Here is a 24,765-nt window from a genome sequence, read left to right on the forward strand (position 1 = left end):
ATTTTATTTAATTAATATTGATTAAACTTTTTTACATGTACAGCAAATGCCAAAAATGTGCCTAAAAGTTAAATCAAATAAAATCAATAAAATACCAAAGCGGAACATTATATTTATGTCAAATTTTTATACAAAATTGTTTGATTTCTTTACTTTTGAAATGTAAGTCCTGACGGACTTATATGAATCGGTGTAAACGAGGTGATAATTTTGCGGGTAATAATATTATATTTTACGAAACAGAAAGGGTTAAGGTTTTTCTTTATACAAATCAACTTTTAAATAAAAATTACTCATATAGAAATCGTTTAAATATCTATTCCAAATATAAATATTAAGTATATCCCCATTTAAATAAGAATAATTCTTCTTTTTAAAATCATAAGTAAAATTAAAAGACTCCCAATCATCATACTTACTATACGTGTTTGTATTCAATACGTTATTTGATCCCCAATATTTACTAGAATTACTTTCTTTATCTTTTATTTCAGAAACAATGTATAATTGCTTTTCCGTTTTTGGGGCAATTGTATCTTTAATAAATAGATCAAACCCAAATTCAACTTTAATATTGTAAATATCATCCGGTATTTCAAATTTTAAAATATTAAATGGATATTTGATATTTCCAAAATACAAAGTATGTTCTTTCCCGTGATAAGTTGAGTTTTTTATTTGCGTTTTCGATTTATAATATTTTAAAACATCCTTAGTCTCAGTAATATCATAAAGATTTATTATATAATAATTTGCAGATGTAAATTCATTTTCAATTAATACATCATTTTCTATAACATATTTATCAATATTTTTATAAAGATTGCAAAAATTAAACAAATCATCATCATAAGAAAACACATCTAAAGACAAAACATTATTTTTATAATCGAATATACCTATTTGGTTTTTATAAATAAATTTATCATGATATATGATATCCGAAAGCATACGAGTTGTATTAAACTGAGGTGTAAATGTTTTGCTTCTGAAATACGATACTGTATCTAAGCCAGTGTTTAGCCATGCCACATTTTCCGGGGTAATAAAATTAAAATTATTTTTCATTAAGGATACTAGTGACGGAGCAATATCTCTATGAGATACCAAAGCACTTATTTTTTTTGATTCCTTAATCATTGGCGACCAAATTATAAGCGGCACATGGCAGGCACGCCAATAATCTTTGGTAGCAGAGTGGTTATGGTCGCCTGTAATTATAAAAACCGTATTCTCATATTCAGGTTTTTCTTTATATAAATTTATTAATTGCCGTAAACAATCATCAAAGTACATAAAGGATGCCCTTATCTGGAGAGCATTTTTAGATATTGTCTGATTTTGTTTAAGAACAATATTCCGGTATTTCTCAGCATAATAATCACTATTAGGATATTCGTACGGTGAATGTGTTGTTAATGTAAGATATACATCTAATCGTGGTTTATTGTCTGAAAAGTCTAAAATCTTAAATGCTTCATTAAACAATGCATGATCATATAAACCCCAGAAATTTCTTTCATTATGAGTTTTATACATCTCATCATCAATATAATTATCAAACCCATTTAGTTCAAGAAAATAACTCATATCATCAAAACCTATCCAGCCACCGTATAAGAAAGATAGTTCGTAGCCATTATCTTTGTAAATCAGCGGGAAAGAGTTAAATTCCGGAGCGCTATTTTTCAAATCCATAAAACCTCTTTCACCAAAAGGCAAAGCACCAAAAACTGTCGGAAGTACATTTAAGGTCCTGTGAGAGGACGAAAAACAATTTTCCCAATACAAACCTTCGGCAGCAAGAGAATCTAAAAATTGAGTAGCTGACGGATATAGACTATTTTCTCCGCATATAGTTCTACCCAAACCTTCAACAATTATAACTACAAAATTTGGTGGCTTTTCTGTAAAATCAAAATAATCCGATAATACATCTGGAGATCTATCTACGTGTAGAAAAGGAAATTCGGTTCCAATAAAATCATCCTCAGGAAAATATGATTGCAATTTTAACACTGCTTGATCAATATCGTCAATATCAAATTGATTATCTTTACTTCCTGTAAATATACTTTTTATAAAATAGTTGAACTTATTTGAAATAGTATAATAACTTGTATAAGAATTATAAAGTTTTGCAGGAACATCTTTTATAATAAAACTTAAGACAAGAATAAGCAGAAAAATAGATATAAATACTTTAGGCACTCTTATTTCCTTGCCGGAAATATATAAAAACGCCAAAGGAAAACCAATGAGAATAAGATATTCCCACCAAACCATTGATTTAGATGAAATTGCTATATTGATAATATCATTTAATGAATACATAATGAATACTCTATCAAGAGGTATTCCGGCAGTTAAGTAATAATAAATCAATGCAATTGATATCAATACGAATAAAGAAAACAAAATTCGCAGAAACCATTTGGCACCTTTTTCTGAGAAAGCATTTATAAGTAAGAAAACAGGAAAGATTAATATCGAATATCGTACAAAAACCAAAATATCAATAAATATTCCGTAAAAATTATTTAAACAATTTAAGCAAAATTCACCTTTTGCTACTGATAGGAGAATAGTCTCAAGAAGCCTTATGTCAATGGCAATAAGTAAGAACCAAAATGCTATGTTTAAATAAGAAAGCAGGCTTTCTTTTATTAGCGACAAAAATTTATTACTACAAATATTAGGCATTTCGTAATTATTTTTTTTAAATAATTGCAAAGATAATATTTTGTCTTGATAATAAGTTATGCGGATTATTTTGTGTAAAGAAAGAGTGTAAGAAAAAGAAATATTATCCTTTCAATTAATTTGAGAAACTCCATAAAATATAAAATACGGATTTATTAATAAAATTTCTCAATTTATTCAAATGAAGTATTGAAAAAGGTATTTGAAATCAATCTAATCCTTCGAAAGATTTTCCATAGGATTACGAATAGATGCTTTGTAACTATTTAAGCTTACAACTGCAAGAATAATAGACACTATACACACTGCACACAAGATGTACACAAGAATTGAAATGTGTACTTTATCTATGAAACTTTTTTGCAGAAAATGAGCTGCAATTATTGCTGCTGCAATTCCTATGATTACTGCAGGTATTATTGTCATCAAAATATTTTTGATAAATAATCCTTGAATATTAATAATAGTTGCGCCGTTAATTTTACGAATTGCAATTTCCGAGCGACGGCGATTGGTTTCGTCGTTTAAATACCCTATTAATCCTATGAGTGCTATAAGTAATGTTACTATGCTACAGATAAGAACACTGGTGCGAAAAGTTCGGATAACATAAAATCCGGCTTTAAATTCTTCCTCGTAGTTTTTAACAATATAATGTTCATGGGTGATAAATTTTTCAAACACCGATCTTACATTTGCCATAATCCCCGGAGTTATACGGTGCATTTTAATTACAAAAATATAGTTGGAATTTTCGTCCGGCTCATAAAATAATACTGACGGGCGAGTCTCTTTACTGAATCCGTCGGAACCTATATTAAAATCGCCAAAAACCCCGATGATCGTTTGATTCCCATGTTCTGAAACCATAACATCTTTACCTACAACTCCATCATTCCAGCTCGCTTTTTCAGCCATCTTTTCAACAAAAGACTCACTAACAATCATCTGACCTAAGCCGGATTCTCCTTCAACAAAACCTTTTCCATCAATAATAGGAATTTCAAACACAGACAAGAAATTTTCATCAATGAAATATAAATCGGCAATATTGAATAATTCTTTTTCATCATTTATTTCAGAAATATTATTTCCAGAAGCTTCACCCATCGGCAAAATAGTACAAAAAGCAACCTCTTTTACATCCGGCAGTTTTCTTAATTCCTGTGCAATATTATTTCTAACTTGCTTGCCTTGAATATATTCTTCAACAAATAATACATTTTCAAAAGAATAACCCTGATCGTCGCTAATAAGTTTATTGTATTGTAATCCGATTATTATCAATATTGTTATTAAAAAAGAAGTAGCTGCAACTTCAATGAATATTAATACAACTTTCCATCTTCTATGTGACTCTTTTGCTTTGCGAAAAGCTGCAGCTACCGGGATTTTTGAAAATAAATAGGATGGGACAAAGCCCGAAATAATAAAAATAATAGCACAAACCAATATAAGTATAAAGATTATTTGTGGGGCAAATAAAGCCTGTATAGAAGTATCTAATAATTTTTCTATTGTGTTTTTTAATAGGATTATAGTTGTTGATGAAAGTATCAATGCCAAAATAAGATGTATAAAGGTTTCCATAAACATCAAACGTGATATGTTCACTCCCGAAGCGCCGTAACATTTGTGTACGGCAATTTCTTTAGTTCTGTTGACCAAGGAAGAAATCACAATCAGCGTATAATTTAAAATTGATGTTACCAAAAGTACGATTGCCAATACTCCTAAAATTAATATCAGCAACTTAACAACTTTATTATTTTGTGTATGAAGATCTCTTATATTTATCAGTGTATATCCGATTTTTATTCCGGCTTTAGTTAACATTTCCATATCTTGATTTCGCTCTTGCATAGCTAAAATCTGTCCGGCAATAGATTCCGGTTTAACCCCTTTCGCTAATTTCACATAGCTGCAATATCTATCATTACCTATCCAATTTTCAGAACCGTCATAATAGCCCAAAGCAGAAATTGATTTCAAAGAAACTACTATATCATAATTTATATTAGCATTTTCCGGAATATCTTCAAAAACGCCGGCAATTGTTATTTGTCTGCTGCTATTAATATTAAAGGTAAATGTTTGTCCGATAACATTATCAATCCCTATTTTCTCCGCAATACTTCTCGAAACCAAACACTGCATCGGTTGAGATAAAATTTCTTTCGGATTACCGATAAGAATCGGTCGCGATAAAACATCAAATACATTTTCATCTGCAAGATATACTTCTGCGGAAATGTAATCTTTATTTTCTGTATAAATTCCGAATCCTGTGACTGTTATGCGGGTTGCGCTCTCAACTTCCGGGATTTCATTTTTCATTCCCCATGCAATTGCACCCGGGGTCGAATTATAACTATCCATTTCGGAATCATCGTATTTATAGTTAGAATAAATGCGATAGATGCGGTCGCTATCTGGATAAAAACGATCGTAACTTAACTCGAAGATAATTTTTGCAATGAGAACAAGAGCAACGGTTAATCCGATAGCTAAGGATAGAATTTTGGTTATGTTGTTTCCTTTTCTACGAAATGTATTTCGTAATGCAATATTCAGGTTAGTCATAAGAGTTAAGATTTAAAATAAAAATTATAATTTAATCATTCATTAATTCAGAATCAGCACATCATTATCTCCATAATTATCGTATCCCGAAATAATTACCTTTTCACCGGGTTCAAGCCCTTCCAAAACCTCATAATAATTCGGGTTTTGCCTTCCGATTCTGATATTGCGTTTTGTTGCCTTAGTGCCTTCGGAATTGATTACGTAAATCCATGCGCCGCCGGTTTTGTGATAGAAATTACCACGGGGTATAATTAAAGCTTCTGTAGGCAATCCTAATTCAAGATTTATGTAATATGTTTGTCCCGTACGAATGTTTTCAGGACGTTCGCCCGTAAATTGAAAATCTGTTCTGAACTGTCCGCCGCGAACATCAGGATAAACTTTGCTGACAACAACGGGATATTTCACGGATTGTCTTTCAAAGCTTCCGTTTAATCCGAAACGCACTCTATCAATATAATGTTCATCTATCATTGCTTCTATCTTATAATCGGAAAGATCATTAATTTGACCGATATTTGCGCCGGAATGCAAAGACTGTCCGAGAACAACTTCAAGATTTCCAAGTTGTCCGTTGATAGGAGATTTCACATTGAGATTATCTTCCCTCTGGCGAATTAAAATCATGCTGCGGCGCATGCTTTCCAAGCTCTCTTCCATATTTTCAATCTGGATTGTTCTGTAAATTGAATCTTGTTTTTGTCGAGCCAAAACCAAATCGCGACTACTCATAGAAAATTCATAATCTTCCTTAGCCTGTAAATAATCTTCCAGAGAAATCAGTTTTTCATCATACAGTTTTTCATACTGTTTATTTTTCCTCTCTTTTCTTTCAACATCAAGATTAAGTTGTAAACGATTTTGCTCAAGGTCTAATTTCTGTTTTTCCATTTCGACAATTGTATTCCGAAGAAAATTTTCTTTCTCAGCCAAAGATGCCTCACTTTCGAGAATCGACAGAGCAAGTTGCGGATTACTTAAATGAAGAATAACATCGCCTTTTTTTACCATCCCGCCTTCTTCAATAACAATTTCATCGACCATTCCGCCTTCGAGCGGACTAAGTTGTAAAGTTGTAATAGGTTGAACCTGCCCATTTACACGAACATAATCATTAAACAACCCTTTTTCCACAGTACCTGTTAAAATCATTCTTCCGTCAACTTTCAATTTCGATTGATGATCGCCGAAAATCAGCCAAGAAACAAAAGCTATAACAAATACACCTCCTAAAATATAGGGAATATGTTTTCTCTTAATACCTTTTTTCTTTTCAATTACTCTATCCATCGTATTATTTTTTAATTATTCTTGATCAATATAATGTTCGCCTTTATAATATTTTACAATTCTACTTTTTATCATATACTGTAAATGAGAATTCAACATTTGTGCTTTTGCCGCAAGTAGTTGATTAGAGCTGCTATGCAATTCCAAAATACTTAACAAACCTTCTTCGTATTTTCTTGTATTTAATTTATGTGCGAGGTCTTGCGCTTCCACTTGTTTTTTGGATTGATAAAATTCCTTAACGGCGCCGTTGAGATCTTGAATCGCTTTCAATACTTCAGTTTCAACCTCATTAATTTGATCCATATATTCATATTGCGATATTGCAACAAGATTCTTATTTCGCGAAACATCTCCCTGTAGAGACAATGCGCTGAAAATAGGAATACTAACTCCAACGTAAACATATTGACCTTGACGATTGACCAATTGTTCCCAGAATTTTGTATTTCCCTCGGCACCAATATAATTAACGTAGCCTGTACTGTATCCGCCTTCTAAACTGATACGAGGAAGAAGTCGCCATTTTGCCGTATTCAATTGATATTGTGCAATTTTTACACTTTGTTCACCTTTTCTTAAACTCGGCAAAAAAGCTTTTGCCGACGAAATCAAAGATTCCGGAGAAGATGTACTGAAATAAACCTCATCATTATTCAATATTACAGTATCTGTAATTAAATTTTCATCCTTAGGAAAAAACATAATACCTTTTAAAACTAAAATTGCTTGTTCCAGATTATTTTCTTGATGGATAAGATTGAGATCGTTGGTTGCTACAATTGCTTCGGCTTGCAAAACGTCGGACTGTCCGCTGAGACCCAATTCCTCACGAAGTTTAATACTTTTAAGATTATTTTCGCTCTCCTGAAGTTGTTCTTTGGCAAGATTCAACATTCCGGCATAATAGAGAACATTATAATAAGCTTGCATTGTTTGCAAGCATATATCATCTTGCAAAAGCTTTGCATCTTCGGTGCCCATCAATCGGGAAATCTTAGCTATTTTATAATTGTTAACGGTTGAGAATCCGTTAAAAATAGTGTATGTTCCGTAAATTCCGTAAGAATTATTAAAAGAAGTCGTATTAGTATAAGTATTAGTTTCAGGGTCAATGGAACGACCGAAATTTGAGGTGGCACTGGCCGAAGCGGAAATTGAAGGAATAAAATTAAGATAAGATTCCCTGAAATCTAAATCCGTATTTTTATTTTTTGCTTCTTGAATTTTATATTTCGGAGAGTTTTCTATTGCATATCTCATACAATCTTTCAAATTGTAGATCTTTTGTGCAAAAGAAAAATTTGTTACGATCAGTAGGGATAAAATCAATATTGTTTTTCGCATAATATCAAAATTAGATTATCAAGTTTAATAAAAACCGATATATTAATTTCGAAAACTATGCCAAAAATTTATAACACTAATATCCAACTGTTTAATTTATTTGTTTACAAGTAATATGTAAAAAAATTTTACAAAAATGATTAATAAATTTACAAAGATTAATTATAGATTAGCCATTCGGCATCACCTTGCAGGACTTTTTCAAAAGCTTTATTTCCTTTATCTGCTTTTTCTTCTAAATTTTCTGTCCACTTTTTATCTCTAAGTATCATTCTCATATTATATTTAGCATATGCATTATGTAGCTTTTGATCGTATTTACCGATTTTTATATAACTCGAATGCGGATGAACAATATTGCTGATTGTTAATGAGGCAGGATACAAATCCTTGCCGTTTATGGAAAAGATAACCGTAGGCTGTTGCAAAAAGTAATAAATATTTGTAATATACATTGATCCGAAAGCAGGCATATTTTTATTATTAATTTTTACGAGATTATTATCCTCCGAAGCAATTGATACCGAAAATTTCTTATAAGTAGAACGGTAACCTATTATCATATTATCTGTTTTTATATTCCTAAAATCGGGAGTTAGTTCATTCCCTTTACATTTTATGAGGGCAATATAAGAGTCATAAGATTTTGAAGCTTGAGAATAATAGAAAATATTTACTGTATCTTCGGTTTCGTGAAATTTATTATAAAAATTTTTATAGTCATTATATTCATTTATTTTAATTCCATAAATCTTTGTTAAAACGGCACGTATAGATGAATTTTTCTGCGCTGTTATACTCTTCCCGAAAATTGTCTTAATAAAATATAGATTCTGTGTACATACAACATCATTCTCTTTCAAATTAGCGGCTTCTTTAAAGTCATTAAGAATTAACAACCGTTCTTGTGAAATGCTAACATCTTTAGCAATTACTTCATTTGTATATTGTGTCAGCAAAGTAGAAATAAACAACAATATTGCAATAATGCAATTAATTACGACAAAAATAATTTTATTTTTACGTGACAGCAGAATTATAAGATAAAATAATGATGTAATAACAATTATTATAGCCAGAAAAGAGTAATACAAAGTAACATAATCCATACGAAGTGACAAATAAACTTTTTCGGAAAGAACCAATGGAATCTGTGGTAGTACAACTGCAATAGCACTTATCAGCAATAAAAACAACACTTTCTTTTTATTAGTGTTTTGAGGTAATAATTTTAAAATAAATAAATAAAGTAAAACAATAATAAAACTTTTTATATAAGCTAAGATACCTGCATTTTTCAGATAAAACATTAACGAATATTCTGTAGAAATACTATCTGAAAAAGGAATAAAAATCAATTTATAATTGAAGAAAGAAGCTAAAGGGCTTGATTTTACAATAATATTCATTAACATTTGTAATGATTTTACGAATGAAATACCCTCGCTGAATCTATTTCCGACATATTTTGAAGGATATAAATTCAAATACCAAAAATACACTATAATGTAGGCAATACCAAAAAATACAAAAGGTCCTATTTCTTTCAAAAATTTTAATATATTTTCTTTTTTTAAAAAAGTTTTCGGCTTATATTTTGAAAGAATAATAATTAAAACCAGCACATAATACATCAATAAACTTTCTTGAAATAAACTCGCAATTGCCATTAAAACCGAAGAAATAATTATATAATAATATTTTCCTGTTTTATGATAGTTAAAAATAAGATGTATTGAACTTAATACTAAGACAATAGCTACGGAAAAATAAAACGGATAACAAGTAACCGAAGATCCAGCTCCTCCAAATTGAAATAATGCACAAAATAATAATAATCCCAACATAACCAAGAAATTATCATATCCGGCCCTTTTTATTAATGAAAAAAGTAAAATAATTCCAACAATTAAGGGAATCACTTTCATAGTATAATAGAACCAGGGGGCATTAATTAAATATGGAAGAAAATATATCCATCTGACTAATAAAAAGTAAAATCGTCCGGTAAATTTTGCATATCCTAAACCATCCGCAAACCACAAATTTATGTCCGATTTTATAAAATTTTCTAAATCATCAGCAGCAATAAAACTCACTTTAAATAAAGGTAAGAAAGTTAGTACAACTACAATTAACAGCAAAAAATCAAAAAGTATTTTTGTTGATTTTTTGTAAATATCTGTTTCTATTTTCATTTAAAAAAAATTTTCCAAAAGTACAAAAATTATTCTGTTAGCTGATTGTAAAGTAAATTTTATTACCTTTGTCAAATTATTAGACAATTTTATTATGCAAAAAGGTTCTATACTGGTTGTTGATGACAACAAAGCAATTCTTTCGGCGCTCGATTTACTTTTGCCCGAATATTTTAAAGAGATTAAAATGCTTTCGAATCCCAATACAATTATCTCTACAATTAAATCGACTTTGTTTGATGTTGTACTTCTCGATATGAATTTCTCAGCAGGGGTGAATAGCGGCAACGAAGGTTTGTACTGGCTATCCGAAATAAAGAGACATTCTCCGCTCTCGGAAGTTGTTCTTTTTACTGCTTATGCCGATATTGACCTCGCGGTAAACGGTATCAAACGAGGTGCTTTCGATTTTGTTGTAAAACCTTGGGAAAATGCAAAACTGGTTTCTACCCTATTTGCGGCTTACGAACTCTCAAAATCAAAAAAAGAAGTTAAACAACTCAAGGAAATCAAAAAAGAGTTCAGGGCAGATAGTGAAATGTATTGGGGAAATTCTTCCCAAATGCAAAAAATTCTTTCTCTTGTAGAAAGAATCGCAAAAACTGATGCCAATATTCTTATCACCGGCGAAAACGGCACCGGAAAAGACGTGTTGGCAAATGAAATACATAAAAAATCATTCCGGAATAATGAAAGTATGGTTACTGTTGACATAGGAGCGCTGACAGATTCTCTTTTCGAAAGTGAACTCTTCGGTCATGTAAAAGGTTCCTTTACTGATGCTAAAACCGATAGAGCCGGAAAATTCGAAGTGGCTTCCGGCGGAACCTTATTTCTCAATGAAATAGGAAATATTCCATTGCATCTGCAAGCTAAACTTCTAACCGTAATTCAAAATAAATCAATAAGTAGAGTCGGCGGCAACACAGTAATTCCTGTCAATATCCGATTGATAAGCGCAACTAATAAAGATCTCGACGAAATGGTCAGAAATAACGAATTTCGAGAAGATTTACTTTACAGAATCAATACTATCCATATTGCTCTTCCTCCTTTGAGACAACGAAGAGATGAAATTATTCCGCTCGCAGAATTATTCTTGAAAAAATACGCTTTAAAATACGGGAAAAACATCAACGGAATTACTGCTGATGCTCAGGAAAAGTTAAAAAATTATTCTTGGAATGGAAATATCAGAGAGCTGCAACATGCTGTTGAAAAAGCGGTTATCCTTTCAGACGGGGCAAAATTAACTTCAAACGATTTTCTTCTTATCGAAAAAAGTGAAATTCCGTTCAGCGGCAAACTAAATTCAACACTCACTCTCGAAGATATGGAAAGGGAAATGATATCACAAGCTTTAATTGACTACAACGGTAATGTGTCTATGATAGCTCAACAATTGGGAATTACCAGACAAACATTATATAACAAACTAAAAAAGTATCAATTATGATGTTATTTAGTTTTTGTATTCTGTTTACTTTATTCATCAATTTTACCAAGATAAATATATTATTACTGAGAAATTAAAATATCCTCAAAATATCTGTAAATATTTAAATAACCTCCAATGCGAAATAAATTAGTCATACTCTTAATATTCCTGTTGGTTTTCACCATCGGCTCAGTGTTGCTCTTTGTCTATGAAAAATATCCTTTTGCAATTATTTCTACCATAATAAGTTTAATTCTTCTTTTTACTACAATCAGACAATTTAGAAATTCTGTCGAAAAACTTAATTATTTACTGAGTTCTATTGAGAACGACGATTTTGCTTTCAGATTTTCCGACAATATAGAAAGAAGTTTTAAGGAAGAATATTATTTCAGCTATACTTTGAACAGACTAAAAGATATAATGGCAAATGAAAAGAAGTTGGCAAGAGAGCAGGAAAAATATTTTGAATTGATGCTCGATAATGTAATTACGGGAATTATAACCGTTTCGGAACGCGGCGATGTTGTTTTTTGTAATAACAAAATTTACGAAATGTTCAACCTTTCCGTTCTTACTCATATAGATCAACTTAATCGCGTAAGCGAAGAATTGGCGAAGAAAATTTCGGAAATCACTCCCGATGAAAATCCCACAGTATCTTTTTACACAGAGAGCGGTGAAGTTTTTCTTTCTTTGAAATGCAATTATGTTACTATCAGAGATAAAAAACTAAAAATTATTGTAATAAATGATATCGGACAAGAATTGGAAGAAAAAGAACTGGAATCTTGGACTCGTTTGATCCGTGTTCTCACACATGAAATAATGAACACTGTTACTCCGATTTCTTCTCTCAGCGAAACACTATCAAAACATTACGGAAGTACAAACGAAGAAATAAAACAAGGACTTGATGTTATAAGCTCTACAAGTAAAGGACTTATTTCCTTTGTTGATTCGTATAGAAAACTTACACGAATTCCGGAACCGATTAAAAAAGTTGTTTCTGTAAAATCACTTCTAAATAAATTAATTACATTAAATCATGATGATATTGAAAATTTCAACATTAATATTTCGATAAACATGGATAATGAAGATGTTATGATTTATGTTGATGAGAATCTGATTCTTCAAGTTTTAATCAATCTAATGAAAAATGCTGTTTCAGCTTTAAAAGAAATCAGTTATGAAAGATTTATCAATTTTAATGTTTTTGTTGATAATAATGAAGATGTTGTTATCGATATGATTAACAACGGAATGTCTATTAGCAAGGAATTACAGGAGCAAATCTTTATTCCTTTCTTTACAACGAAAAACACCGGTACCGGAATAGGATTGAGTATTTCTCGACAAATTATGAAGTTGCATAACGGTACTCTTAAACTCAAAATTTCCAATGAAAAAGAAACTGTTTTTACTTTAATCTTTAGATAAAATGAATACTACAACACCAAAAGCCGACTTAATTTACGATATTCCCGATTCGGATTTCGATAACTTGATGTTGCATCGAATTTACAATGTGCTTTTTATAGCCAGTGAATACGATGCCTTTGTACTTGAAAATGACGGGAGAATAGACGAACAGATTTTTAATGAATATGTTAAGTTGAATCTGCGACATCCGCCACATTTTATTCATGCACCCAATGAGCTCAGTGCCAGAAAAATTCTGAAAAAAGTAAATATCGACTTGGTAATTATTTTATATACGGCCGGAGAAAGTAATCCTGCCGCATTCGCTAAAGAAATCAAAGATAAATATAACGATTTACCGGTTGTTGCTCTAACTCCATTTCCGCAAGATATTATCAGCAAGCTGAAAAAGAAAGATATTTCTTATTTCGATTATGTTTTCAGCTGGCTCGGAAACGCCGATATAATGTTGGCAATAATTAAACTTATTGAAGATAAAATGAATTTAAAGCACGACGTGCTGAAAGTAGGTGTACAAGTTATTCTTCTTGTAGAAGATTCTATAAGATTTTATTCTTCATATCTGCCGAATATTTACAAAATCGTCTTTAAACAATCAACCGATTTTATGGCTGAAGGTTTGAATGATCATGAGAAAATGCTTCGTATGCGCGGACGACCGAAAATTATTTTGGCGACTAATTATGAAGAAGCTGAACAGTACTTTGAAAAATACAAGGATAACATGCTCGGTGTAATAACTGATGTTAGATATGAAAAAGATGGTGTTGAAGACGATCAGGCCGGAGTGAAATTGATAAAAGCAATTAGAAATGAAGATAAATTCATGTCTATTCTCATGCAATCTTCCGAAGGAAAAAATGCGGAAAAAGCAAAAGAATTACATGTCGGATTTATCAACAAAAACTCTAAAACAATTTCGAGAGAGCTGAAAAATTTTATGCAAAAGTATTTCGCCTTCGGCGATTTTATCTTTGTTAACCCTAAAACGGGTGAGGAAATCGGAAGTGCATCGAATATTAAAACCTTAATGGAAATGATGCAAACCATTCCCGATGACAGTTTGAGATATCATATCAACAATAATCACTTTACCAAATGGTTGATGGCCCGCGCTTGTTTTCCGGTTGCACGACTGTTTAAAGAGCTTTCCGAAAAAGATTTCAAAGATTTGGATCACGTTCGAGATTTTATGTTTGATGTACTTGCCAAATACAGGATAAATAAATCTCACGGAGTAATAGCCGAGTTTACAAGCGAACGCTTTGATGGTTATTTCAGCTTTGCAAGAATCGGCCACGGTTCAATCGGCGGAAAAGCAAGAGGTTTGGCTTTCCTCGACCAACTGTTGCAAAGGCATAAAGAATTTTCCGAATTCGGCGAAATCAATATTGCCATTCCCAGAACTTTAGTCATTTGTACAGATATTTTTGACGAGTTTATGGAAAGTAATTCTCTATATCCGATTGCTTTGTCGAATGTAGAAGATGAAGATATTTTAAATGCTTTCGTCAATGCCAAACTACCTTCCAGAATCAAAGACGACCTAAGGGCATTTTTAAAAATCATCAAAAAGCCTTTGGCAATACGTTCTTCTTCAGTTCTTGAAGATTCATATTATCAACCTTTTGCGGGGATTTACTCTACTTACATGATTCCCTATACGGACGATCATAACTTTATGTTAAAAATATTATCAATAGCTATCAAAAGCGTTTATGCATCGGCTTTTTATAAGGATTCCAAAGCATATACAACAGCTACATCAAATATGATTGACGAGGAGAAAATGGCTATAGTTCTTCAGGAAGTCTGCGGCGAGCAACATGGAGACATTTATTTCCCGACAATCTCAGGTGTTGCACGCTCAATTAACTATTATCCTATCGGAAATGAAAAATTTGAAGACGGAATTGCCTCTATAGCTTTCGGACTTGGAACGTATATTGTACAAGGTAGCAGGTCATTAAGATTCTCGCCCAGACATCCGCATAATATTTTGCAACTTTCAACCAATGAAATGAGTTTACGCGACACTCAAAAAACTTTCTTCGCTCTTGACACCAATCCTAATAGTTTCAAAATCTCAACCGACGAAGGAATTAACATTAAACATTGTAATATTAACTACGCTGCCGAACTTAATGCCACAACAAATGTAATTTCTTATTACGATTATGATAATGCGAATATAATCAGCATGATGCCGGACGGCCATAATTTCAGAAGAGTAGTAACTTTCGCTAATGTCCTGAAATATGATGTTTTTCCTTTGGCACAGATTTTGGATCTGATTCTGACTACCGGACAACAAGAAATGAACAAGCCTGTTGAGATCGAATTTGCCGTTGATTTTTCTTCCGGATTAACGAATACAACTTTCTATATTCTGCAAATTCGCCCGATTGTAGACAACAATACCTTTCTGGATGAAGATATAATGCAAATTCCGGAAAATAAAACAATTCTTACAAGTAAACAAGCTTTGGGACAAGGTGTAATTCCGAAAATAAAGCATATTGTTTATGTAAAGCCGCAGAGTTTTAATCCGGCAAAATCACATGAGATTGCAAGAATGATAGACAAAATTAACTCCGAATTTATCAAAGAAGATACTTATTATGTTTTAATTGGTCCCGGCAGATGGGGCTCAAGCGACCCATGGCTCGGAATTCCAACCAAATGGACAAATATTTCCAATGCGAAACTGATTGTAGAATCAAGTTTAAGTAATTATAGGATAGAGCCAAGCCAAGGCACTCATTTCTTCCAGAATCTCACATCTTTAGGAGTCGGATATTTCACAATTAATCCGTATATAAATGACGGTTATTTTAATTTGGAATTTTTAGATAAGCAGCAGGCAATTTTCGAAAACGAATACATAAGAATAGTAAAATTCGATAAAGAATTAACAATAAAGATCGACGGTCGAAAAACATACGGCATTGTGATGATGTGATAATCGTACTTTTTGAATGATTAAATATACTGAAATAGACAAAAAATCTAAACTTTAAACTTTAAACTCTCAACTATTATATTATCTTTGCAGTCGATTTTTATTAAATTAACATATAATGACATCATTGAATCTCCTTAATTATTTTCTTGACAATTACAATCTTTTTTTAATTATTATGGCAGCCTTAGCGGTTGTTGTTTTTATTGTTCTTAACTTTATTGAAGTTGGTTACGGTATTACTATAAATAAAAAGTGGGGTGCCGCAATAAATAATAAAATCGGATGGCTGTGCATGGAAGTTCCGGTTTTTGTTTTAATGACAGTATTGTGTTTATTATCACCTAGAATAATTCCATTTAAAATATCCACATCATTAGTTCCGCTGATTTTTTTCTTATTCTTTCAGATACATTACATTAGAAGATCATTAATATTTCCGTTTTTGTTAAAAGGTAAAAGTAAAATGCCAGTAACTGTAATGTTGATGGGATTTTTATTTAACATTTGCAATGCTTTGATGCAAGGCGGATGGTTTTTTTATAAATCGCCGGTAGATATGTACACTCTAAGTTGGTTGCTTACTCCACAATTTATTATCGGAACTATTATTTATTTCGGAGGAATGATTATTAACATCCAATCCGATAAAATTATCCAAGATTTACGTACGCCCGGAGATACAAAACATTACTTACCCACAAAAGGTTTATTTAAACATGTAACCGGAGCGCATTATTTCGGTGAAGTCATTGAATGGGTGGGTTTCGCAATATTAACTTGGTCGCCTGCAGGCGCTGTATTTGCATTATGGACATTTGCAAATCTTGTTCCGCGCGCAAATGCTGTTTATCACAGCTATCAAAAAATGTTCGGTTACGACACCATCAAAGATAAAAAATTAAAAAGAATATTTCCTTATATATATTAGTATATTAGTTTGAAAATTATAAAGGTATAAAGATTATCTAATCTTTAAAATTTAAATTGATTTTCTTGTAAAACATCATTATACTACAATTAAATATAAATCGTTTCGGATATTTTTATATTCTATCTATTTGATTTACCGGTTACATTTCATGGAGAAAGGGCAATTTCTATTTGCATGATTATAAATCAATTCTATCAATCTAATTGATTTTATACATTTCTAATGCTTTTTGTATATTTGCAGATAAATTTTTTATTATGTCCGAATCTTTATTATTTACACCGGCAAAACTTGGCCCCTTAACTCTTAGAAATCGTACTATCAGAGCTGCTGCTTTCGAAGGCATGTGCCCTAATAACAATCCGAGCCAACAATTACACGATTATCATGTTTCTGTTGCGGCAGGAGGTATCGGAATGACTAACCTTGCATATTCATCGGTAACAAAAAACGGATTATCTTTTCCGCATCAATTATGGTTAAGAAAAGAAATCATTTCGGATCTTAAGAAAATAACCGACGATATTCATAAAGAAGGTGCGGCGGCATCGGTACAAATTGGACACTGCGGAAATATGTCGAAAAGAAGTGTTGCCGGACAATTGCCGATATCCGCCTCATACGGATTTAATGTCTATTCTCCAACCTTTGTAAGGAAGATGAGAAAAGATGAAATAACGGAAGTTGCAAAAGCTTTCGGAACAGCCGTAAATTTTGCACGCGATGCCGGATTTGACGCCGTGGAAGTTCATGCCGGTCATGGTTATTTACTGAGTCAGTTTTTATCAAAATATACAAATCATCGTCATGATGAATATGGCGGAAGTTTAGAAAATCGAATGCGGTTTATGAGTATGGCAATAAATTACGCTATGGAAGCCGCTAAAAATGATATGGCCGTTACTGTGAAAATGAATATGAACGACGGATTCAAATTTCTTGGCGGTATGCAAACCGACGATTGTATTTTGGTTGCCAAGAGGCTTGAGTCTTTGGGTGTTCACGGATTAGTTCTGAGCGGCGGATTCGTAAGTCATGCGCCTATGCACGTCATGTACGGAAGTATGCCTACAAAGACAATGTCGTATTACATGAGTCCTTCAATAATTAAACCACTTGCAAAATATTTTGGAAAGATTTTAGTTCCTACTGTTCCCTTTAAAGAAGCTTATTTCTATGAAGACGCTTTAAAATTCAGAGAAGCTGTTAAGTTGCCTTTAATTTATGTAGGAGGATTAGTTGCAAGGGATAAGATTGATATGGTTTTAAATTCAGGATTTGAATTTATTGCCATGGCAAGAGCCCTTGTAAACGAACCCGGATTTGTTAACCGGATGAAAGAAGAAGGTAATATCAGATGTAATTGCGAACATGTAAATTATTGCATCGGAAGAATGTATTCTAAAGATATGGTTTGTCATCAACACGTTAAAGAAGAATTACCTAAATGTATAAAAAAGGAAATAGAAAAGGCAAAACGGCATTAGTAACTGGAGCGGCTTCCGGAATCGGTTATGCTTTTGCTGAGAAGCTGGCGCAAGACGGATATGACTTACTGATTTCTGATCTTCAAGAAGAAAAAACAATTGAAGTTGCTGATAATCTACATAATAATTATGCAATTGATGTAAAATATCTTATATTAGATTTATCCAGAATTGATGCGGCTGAAATCATATATGAATTTTGTTGTAATAAGAACATTGAAATCTATATTTTAATTAGTAATGCCGGAAGATTTGCTTTTGATTCGATAACGGATATCGAAACAGATAAATATGATTCGATCTTGCAATTACACATGAATACACCTGCAAAGTTATGCAGATTATTCGGCAAAGACATGAAAAAAAGAAGAAATGGTTATATTCTAACCGTATCCTCATTATCCGCATGGATGCCCTATCCATATTTATCACTTTATTCTTCAACAAAAAGATTTCTCAGAACATTCTCAAGGTCAATACACTTCGAGTTCTCAAATTATAATGTAGGAGTTACAACAATTTGTCCAGGGGCAATAGATACGGACCTTTACAATTTAAAACCACATTTGCGGAAAATCGCACGAAATCTCGGTATAATGATGAAGCCGGAAATTTTAGCAGAAAGATCATTAAAAAAAATGCAAAGAAAACGTGTAACTTATATTCCTGGTCTGATAAACAAAATTGCCATACCTATTTTATTAATAATTCCTGTTAGGATTATTACTTTCTTTACACGAAAAATAGCAGGAGATAAGTTTAATTAACTAATAAGTAAAACTTAAAGAATAAATTGCACTTAAGTTTTGAATACATTAATTATTAAACCTGCATGTTTTGAAAAATATATAATTATGTACGAAGGTAAACATCTAAGAATAAAATACTTTTCCTCAAATCAATAAACTTTTTCGATTAAAAATCGTATTATTTGAAAAAAAATTACGACTTTTGCAAAATCATTAATTAAAAAATTAATATTATGTCAGAAATTGCAAACAAAGTAAAAGAAATTATCGTTGACAAATTAGGAGTATCTCCGGATCAAGTAACTCCTGAAGCAAGTTTTACAGGTGATTTAGGTGCCGATTCATTAGATACAGTGGATCTCATCATGGAATTTGAAAAAGAATTTAAAATTTCTATCCCTGAAGATTCAGCAAGTACAATCAGCACAGTTGGCGACGCTATCTCTTACATTGAATCATTAAATTAATAATCCCATTATGGCACTTAACCGAGTAGTAATTACAGGTTATGGGGCACTTACTCCATTAGGTAATAATGCTAACGATTTTTGGCAAGGATTAATTAATGGAGTAAGTGGTGCTAATGAAATAACCCGTTTTGACGCATCAAAGTTTAAGACACAGTTTGCATGTGAATTAAAAAATTTTGATCCCTCGGATTATTATGATAAAAAAGAACTTAGAAAGCTGGATCCTTTTACACTTTATGCTTTAATTGCTAGTGATGAGGCATTTAAGCATGCGAAATTTCAAACAGACAGATTACGCAAAGACCGTTGCGGTGTTATTTGGGGCTCGGGAATTGGTGGACTTGAAACTCTTACAACAGAAATAAATGATTTTGTTACTGGAGACGGAACGCCGAGATTTAGCCCATACTTAATAACCAAGATGATTATTGATATAGTTGCAGGTCAAATTGCTATCAAATATGGTTTTGAAGGTGTTAATTACGCAACTGTTGCGGCTTGTGCAAGCAGCGCCGTAGCAATAATTGACGCTTATTACAATATTCAATTAGGGAAAGCAGATGTTATTATTGCCGGTGGTTCAGAAGCTCCAATTAACCCTGTCGGAGTTGGCGGGTTTAATTCTATAACTGCTCTTTCAACAAGAAATGAAGATTATAAAACAGCATCCCGACCTTTTGATAAAGATAGAGACGGATTTGTTATAGGTGAAGGAGCCGGCGCTTTGATAATTGAGAACTATGATCATGCTGTTAAAAGAAAAGCAACTATTTACGCTGAAATAGTCGGCACAGGCATATCCTGCGATGCGTCTCATATTACAGCTCCTCAACCAGAGGGCAAAGGCGCTTATAAAGCTATGCAAATCGCAATAAATGATGCGAATATTAAACCTGAAGATATTGATTATATAAATGCTCACGGCACTTCTACCCCACTTGGTGATATTGCCGAATTATATGCTATAAGAAAACTTTTTAATGATAGCTCAAGATTGGCAATTAGTTCTACTAAATCGATGACTGGGCATTTATTAGGAGCAGCAGGCGCCGTTGAAGCTATTGCTTCCATCATGAGCATTCAACACGGAATAATGCCTCCTACGATTAATCATTTTACTGACGATCCGGATATTGAAAACCTTAAACTCAATATCATTTATAATAAAACAAAAAAACGTAAAACCAATTATGCAATGAGCAACGCTTTTGGTTTTGGCGGTCACAATACTTCGATTATATTCAAAAAAGTATAATTGTTTTGCAAGGAAAAAGAAAAACACGGAGACCTATAAAATCTTTTTTTTCTTCGGATAAAAATTTATTCATAATTATCAATAATGTTATGGGTTTTTTTCCGAATAATATTCATTTGTATAAATTAGCTTTTCAATATAAGGGTGGTGTTTCTCAAGAAAACAACAAATCAAATCTCAATAACGAACGACTTGAATATCTTGGTGATGCCATTCTCGGAGCTATAATTGCCGAATATTTGTACAAAATGTATCCTTTCAAAAGTGAAGGTTTTTTATCCGAGATGCGTTCTAAAATTGTAAGTAGATCACAATTGAATCTTGTTACTAAAAAGATTGGGCTTGATAAATTGATTTCTACTAAAAATAACGCACAATCTAAATCGCTCTATGGTGATGTTTTCGAGGCATTTGTAGGAGCAATGTTTCTTGATAAAGGTTTTGAATTTACAAAGAAAATAATAATAAATAACATTGTTACAAAACTATTCGATCTAAAAGAGTTGGAGAAACAAAATTTTAATTTCAAAAGTCAACTTTTAGAGTGGGCCCAAAAAAACAAACAATATACCGAGTTTAAGGTAATAGATGAAATTCCCGCTAATGGTCATGCCAAACAATACATTGTCAGAGTATTTATTGATGGTAAACCAATGGAAACAGGTTGTGATTTCAATATAAAAGGGGCCGAACAAGTTGCCGCTCAAAAAACTCTGGAAATTATCCATCCCTCTTGTTAATTTTTAATAACTTTGCACTTCGTTTATACCGGGTATTTATAATTTTGGTTTAAAGATTAATTACGGCCCCGTAGTTAAATTGGATAGAATGCGAGATTCCGGTTCTTGTGGTGGGGGTTCAAGTCCCTCCGGGGTCACTAACATATTTTTGCATGAAAGTATCAGTAATAGGTTGTACCGGTTTAGTCGGAAGTATTATTATCAAAGTATTGGAAGAGCAACAGATAAAAATAGCTGAGCTCTTACCTGTTGCTTCCGCAAAATCTGTCGGTAAAACCATCACTTTCAACGGACAGAAAATTAAAATAATTTCTGTTGAAGAAGCAATTGAGAGAAAACCGGATTTTGTAATTTTTTCTGCGGGAAAAGACGTATCATTAAAGTATGCCCCGATATTTACAGCCGGAGGTGCTACAGTTATTGATAATTCCTCGGCATGGCGAATGAATAAAGACATCCCTTTGGTTGTTCCGGAAATAAATATTCATACGGCTTTCAACAAAAAATTAATTGCTAATCCTAATTGTTCCACAATACAAATGGTATTGGCTATTCATAATTTACATAAAGAATTAAAGATAAAACGATTAATTGTATCCACATATCAATCCGTTTCAGGTTCGGGAGCTAAAGGCACAAATCAACTTTTTTCCGAAAGGTCAGGAAATGAATGTACCAGCCCAGCATACCCGCACCAAATCGATCTTAATATTATTCCTCATGGCGGAGCTTTTCTTGATAATGGATACACTGAAGAAGAAATTAAACTTGTTAATGAAACACACAAAATATTAGATGATCCGTCAATTCAAGTAACGGCAACAGTTGTTAGAGTTCCGGTTACCGGCGGACATTCCATTTCCTTAAATGCTGAATTTGAAAAAGAATTTACTTTAGATCAAATCTATCATATTCTTGATAATACCAACGGAGTAATTGTAATGGATGATGTTTCAAAGAACATTTATCCCACTCCGATACATGCTGAAGGTAAGGACGATGTTTTTGTGGGAAGAATCAGAAGAGATTTTTCGGCTCCAAATTCGGTGAATATGTGGATAACTGCAGATAATCTAAGAAAAGGTGCCGCCACTAATGCAGTTCAAATTTTAAAAGAACTGATCAAAATAACGTAATTTTAATAGAATTAAATTCATATAAACAAGTTTTGTTAACGTAAATAAAATCATATTAATACAATTACAGACAATGAGTAAAACAACAATAAACGAGTAAAATTATTTTCGTATGAAGTATTATTCCGATATAACTACCCTTCCTGAAATAAATAATGCGATTGTTGCCGTAGGCAATTTTGATGGCGTTCATCTCGGGCATAAAGCTATTATCGACAAAATGAAGGAAATTAAAGAGAAAAACGGTGGAAGCATAGTTATAGTTACTTTCTCTCCTCATCCAAAAAGCGTACTCTCCAACGAAGGAATAAAATATATCCATTCAAACGGCAGAAAAGCAAATCTTTTAGCAAAACTTGGTGTGGATTATCTTATAGATATCAGATTTACTTCAGAATTTTCAAAACTTACTCCATCGGAATTCATCAATAATTATCTTGTAAGATATATTCACATGAAACATATTGTTGTAGGTTACGACTGTCATTTCGGTCCCGATCACAACAAAACTATAGCTGCACTTCAAGAATTAAGTAAAAAATATAATTACGATATTATCAGCATTCCGCCTGTGTATTACAATGATAAAATAATTAGTTCTACAGCAATCAGGAAAGCTTTGCAAGATGGAAATATCAAAGAAGCTAATATGATGCTCGGCTATGAATATTCCATTTACGGAAAAGTTGTTTACGGACAGCAAATTGGCAGAACAATAGGGTTTCCGACCACTAATGTTCTTATTGATGATGATTTAAAGCTTATTGCAGCAAATGGAGTATATGCATGTAAGATAAAAATAGATAATGAAAACTACTTCGGAATGTGCAATATAGGATATAGACCTACAGTCAACGGAAAAGATTTAACTATTGAAGCAAATATTTTTGATTTCGACAGAGATATTTACGATGAATACATCGGTGTATATTTTGTTGACAGGATAAGAAATGAAATTATCTTCAAAGATTTAGAAGCCTTAAAAGAACAGTTAAAGAAAGATGTATTATCTGCTATTAAAATGTTTTGAATATAACCTCTTAAATTTAAACAATTCCTGAGAGTTTATTTCTTTTGATTAGGATTTTAATCCTTAAATCAATTCTTAATCGCCAAGGCATACAAAATTAAAGCAATCAATACTATAACGAGTAAGTTTCCGCATCCGCTTTAACCTTCTTAACCAATCCTTGCAGAACAGTACCAGGGCCTACTTCATAGAATTGAGTTGCACCGTTAGCAATCATATTCTGAACTATTTGCATCCATTTGACAGGAGAAGTGAGCTGATTTATCAAGTTTGTTTTAATGACATCCGGATTCTTAACCGGCAATGCATTCACATTTTGATAGATAGGACATTCGGGTTGTTTTATATTAACCTTATTAATAGCTTCAGCTAACCCTTCTCTTGCAGGCTCCATTAGAGGAGAGTGGAAAGCGCCGCCGACTTTGAGAGGAATAACTTTTCCACCGGCTTCATTAATAATTACTGTAGCTTTCTCAACACCGGAAATTGTACCTGAAATCACTAATTGCGCGGGTGAATTATAATTAGCAGGAACTACTATATCATCAACAATAGTTTTCAATAATGATTCTATTTTTTCGGTTTCAAGTTTCATAACTGCAGCCATTGTTGAGGGTTGTTTTTCACAAGCCTCTTGCATAAGCATTGCCCTGCGAGTTACTAATTTAAGTCCGTCTTCAAAAGATAAAGCACCTATAGCTGTTAAAGCTGAAAACTCACCTAATGAATGGCCTGCAACCATATCGGGCTTAAACATATCTTTCTTTACAATAGAAAGGATAACAGAATGAAGAAAAATTGCAGGTTGAGTTACTTTGGTTTGTTTTAACTCTTCCTCCGTACCTTCAAACATAATATCCGAAATCTTAAAGTCTAGGATATGATTTGCCTTATTAAATAAATCACGGGCTTGGGATGAAGAATCATAAAGATCTTTTCCCATTCCAGAAAACTGTGCCCCTTGTCCGGGGAAAATAAATGCTTTCATGTTAAT

Annotated in this window: 17 protein-coding genes and 1 tRNA gene; 12 read left to right on the forward strand and 6 right to left on the reverse strand. The window is 32.4% G+C overall.

Annotation, left to right across the window (positions count from 1 at the left end; genetic code table 11):
* Positions 1-249: 249 nt before the first annotated feature.
* The 5 genes from LBP67_00745 to LBP67_00765 form a co-directional block, all read right to left on the reverse strand.
* Positions 250-2,703, reverse strand: coding sequence for an LTA synthase family protein (locus LBP67_00745; GenBank protein MDR2083509.1), 2,454 nt, complete (start codon positions 2,701-2,703; stop codon positions 250-252).
* Between the two features lie 213 nt (positions 2,704-2,916).
* Complete coding sequence (locus LBP67_00750; protein MDR2083510.1) at positions 2,917-5,286, reverse strand: ABC transporter permease; 2,370 nt, start codon at positions 5,284-5,286, stop codon at positions 2,917-2,919.
* Between the two features lie 42 nt (positions 5,287-5,328).
* On the reverse strand, positions 5,329-6,579 hold the full coding sequence (locus LBP67_00755) for an HlyD family efflux transporter periplasmic adaptor subunit (GenBank protein MDR2083511.1): 1,251 nt from the start codon (positions 6,577-6,579) through the stop codon (positions 5,329-5,331).
* 15 nt (positions 6,580-6,594) lie between these two features.
* Positions 6,595-7,926 carry a TolC family protein gene (locus tag LBP67_00760; GenBank protein MDR2083512.1) on the reverse strand — a complete coding sequence of 444 codons (1,332 nt, stop codon included), beginning with the start codon at positions 7,924-7,926 and terminating at the stop codon, positions 6,595-6,597.
* 158 nt (positions 7,927-8,084) lie between these two features.
* Complete coding sequence (locus LBP67_00765) at positions 8,085-10,124, reverse strand: hypothetical protein (protein MDR2083513.1); 2,040 nt, start codon at positions 10,122-10,124, stop codon at positions 8,085-8,087.
* Between the two features lie 91 nt (positions 10,125-10,215).
* On the opposite strand from LBP67_00765, the gene LBP67_00770 reads away from it, so the two are divergent.
* The 12 genes from LBP67_00770 to LBP67_00825 all read left to right on the forward strand — a co-directional run bounded on the left by LBP67_00770 (position 10,216) and on the right by LBP67_00825 (position 23,771).
* The gene (locus LBP67_00770) at positions 10,216-11,580 is read left to right on the forward strand and encodes a sigma-54 dependent transcriptional regulator (protein ID MDR2083514.1); all 1,365 of its coding nucleotides are present in this window, start codon (positions 10,216-10,218) and stop codon (positions 11,578-11,580) included.
* A 117-nt stretch (positions 11,581-11,697) separates the two neighbouring features.
* The gene (locus tag LBP67_00775; GenBank protein MDR2083515.1) at positions 11,698-13,005 is read left to right on the forward strand and encodes a GHKL domain-containing protein; all 1,308 of its coding nucleotides are present in this window, start codon (positions 11,698-11,700) and stop codon (positions 13,003-13,005) included.
* Between the two features lies 1 nt (position 13,006).
* A complete protein-coding gene (locus LBP67_00780) occupies positions 13,007-15,970 on the forward strand; it encodes a PEP/pyruvate-binding domain-containing protein (GenBank protein ID MDR2083516.1) in 2,964 nt (987 codons plus the stop codon).
* 178 nt (positions 15,971-16,148) lie between these two features.
* Positions 16,149-16,901, forward strand: coding sequence for a 3-oxo-5-alpha-steroid 4-dehydrogenase (locus LBP67_00785; GenBank protein ID MDR2083517.1), 753 nt, complete (start codon positions 16,149-16,151; stop codon positions 16,899-16,901).
* A gap of 260 nt (positions 16,902-17,161) precedes the next feature.
* The gene (locus LBP67_00790) at positions 17,162-18,391 is read left to right on the forward strand and encodes an NADH:flavin oxidoreductase (GenBank protein MDR2083518.1); all 1,230 of its coding nucleotides are present in this window, start codon (positions 17,162-17,164) and stop codon (positions 18,389-18,391) included.
* Positions 18,352-19,158 carry an SDR family NAD(P)-dependent oxidoreductase gene (locus LBP67_00795; GenBank protein MDR2083519.1) on the forward strand — a complete coding sequence of 269 codons (807 nt, stop codon included), beginning with the start codon at positions 18,352-18,354 and terminating at the stop codon, positions 19,156-19,158. The genes LBP67_00790 and LBP67_00795 overlap by 40 nt, the downstream gene beginning before the upstream one ends.
* A gap of 215 nt (positions 19,159-19,373) precedes the next feature.
* Positions 19,374-19,607 (forward strand): acyl carrier protein, encoded by a 234-nt coding sequence (locus LBP67_00800; GenBank protein ID MDR2083520.1) that lies wholly within the window; start codon positions 19,374-19,376, stop codon positions 19,605-19,607.
* Positions 19,608-19,617: 10 nt separating this feature from the next.
* Entirely contained in the window at positions 19,618-20,865 is a 1,248-nt protein-coding gene (fabF, locus tag LBP67_00805; protein ID MDR2083521.1) for a beta-ketoacyl-ACP synthase II, read from the forward strand.
* An 89-nt stretch (positions 20,866-20,954) separates the two neighbouring features.
* Entirely contained in the window at positions 20,955-21,605 is a 651-nt protein-coding gene (gene rnc / locus LBP67_00810) for a ribonuclease III (protein MDR2083522.1), read from the forward strand.
* A gap of 64 nt (positions 21,606-21,669) precedes the next feature.
* Positions 21,670-21,742: transfer RNA gene (locus tag LBP67_00815), tRNA-Arg, on the forward strand.
* Positions 21,743-21,757: 15 nt separating this feature from the next.
* On the forward strand, positions 21,758-22,741 hold the full coding sequence (locus LBP67_00820) for an aspartate-semialdehyde dehydrogenase (protein MDR2083523.1): 984 nt from the start codon (positions 21,758-21,760) through the stop codon (positions 22,739-22,741).
* A 112-nt stretch (positions 22,742-22,853) separates the two neighbouring features.
* Positions 22,854-23,771 carry a bifunctional riboflavin kinase/FAD synthetase gene (locus LBP67_00825; protein ID MDR2083524.1) on the forward strand — a complete coding sequence of 306 codons (918 nt, stop codon included), beginning with the start codon at positions 22,854-22,856 and terminating at the stop codon, positions 23,769-23,771.
* Positions 23,772-23,883: 112 nt separating this feature from the next.
* Here the strand turns inward: LBP67_00825 and fabD are convergent, their stop codons facing one another.
* On the reverse strand, positions 23,884-24,759 hold the full coding sequence (fabD, locus tag LBP67_00830) for an ACP S-malonyltransferase (protein ID MDR2083525.1): 876 nt from the start codon (positions 24,757-24,759) through the stop codon (positions 23,884-23,886).
* Positions 24,760-24,765 lie beyond the last annotated feature (6 nt).

This window comes from Bacteroidales bacterium (genome assembly GCA_031276035.1).
In the GTDB taxonomy this organism is placed as follows: Bacteria; Bacteroidota; Bacteroidia; order Bacteroidales; family BM520; genus RGIG7150.

Coding starts and splice junctions, on each gene's coding strand:
- LBP67_00745 (MDR2083509.1), bottom strand. CDS start 2,703: ATGCCTAATATTTGTAGTAATAAATTTTTGTCGCTAATAAAAGAAAGC.
- LBP67_00750 (MDR2083510.1), bottom strand. CDS start 5,286: ATGACTAACCTGAATATTGCATTACGAAATACATTTCGTAGAAAAGGA.
- LBP67_00755 (MDR2083511.1), bottom strand. CDS start 6,579: ATGGATAGAGTAATTGAAAAGAAAAAAGGTATTAAGAGAAAACATATT.
- LBP67_00760 (MDR2083512.1), bottom strand. CDS start 7,926: ATGCGAAAAACAATATTGATTTTATCCCTACTGATCGTAACAAATTTT.
- LBP67_00765 (MDR2083513.1), bottom strand. CDS start 10,124: ATGAAAATAGAAACAGATATTTACAAAAAATCAACAAAAATACTTTTT.
- LBP67_00775 (MDR2083515.1), top strand. CDS start 11,698: ATGCGAAATAAATTAGTCATACTCTTAATATTCCTGTTGGTTTTCACC.
- LBP67_00780 (MDR2083516.1), top strand. CDS start 13,007: ATGAATACTACAACACCAAAAGCCGACTTAATTTACGATATTCCCGAT.
- LBP67_00785 (MDR2083517.1), top strand. CDS start 16,149: ATGGCAGCCTTAGCGGTTGTTGTTTTTATTGTTCTTAACTTTATTGAA.
- LBP67_00790 (MDR2083518.1), top strand. CDS start 17,162: ATGTCCGAATCTTTATTATTTACACCGGCAAAACTTGGCCCCTTAACT.
- LBP67_00795 (MDR2083519.1), top strand. CDS start 18,352: ATGTATAAAAAAGGAAATAGAAAAGGCAAAACGGCATTAGTAACTGGA.
- LBP67_00800 (MDR2083520.1), top strand. CDS start 19,374: ATGTCAGAAATTGCAAACAAAGTAAAAGAAATTATCGTTGACAAATTA.
- fabF (MDR2083521.1), top strand. CDS start 19,618: ATGGCACTTAACCGAGTAGTAATTACAGGTTATGGGGCACTTACTCCA.
- rnc (MDR2083522.1), top strand. CDS start 20,955: ATGGGTTTTTTTCCGAATAATATTCATTTGTATAAATTAGCTTTTCAA.
- LBP67_00820 (MDR2083523.1), top strand. CDS start 21,758: ATGAAAGTATCAGTAATAGGTTGTACCGGTTTAGTCGGAAGTATTATT.
- LBP67_00825 (MDR2083524.1), top strand. CDS start 22,854: ATGAAGTATTATTCCGATATAACTACCCTTCCTGAAATAAATAATGCG.
- fabD (MDR2083525.1), bottom strand. CDS start 24,759: ATGAAAGCATTTATTTTCCCCGGACAAGGGGCACAGTTTTCTGGAATG.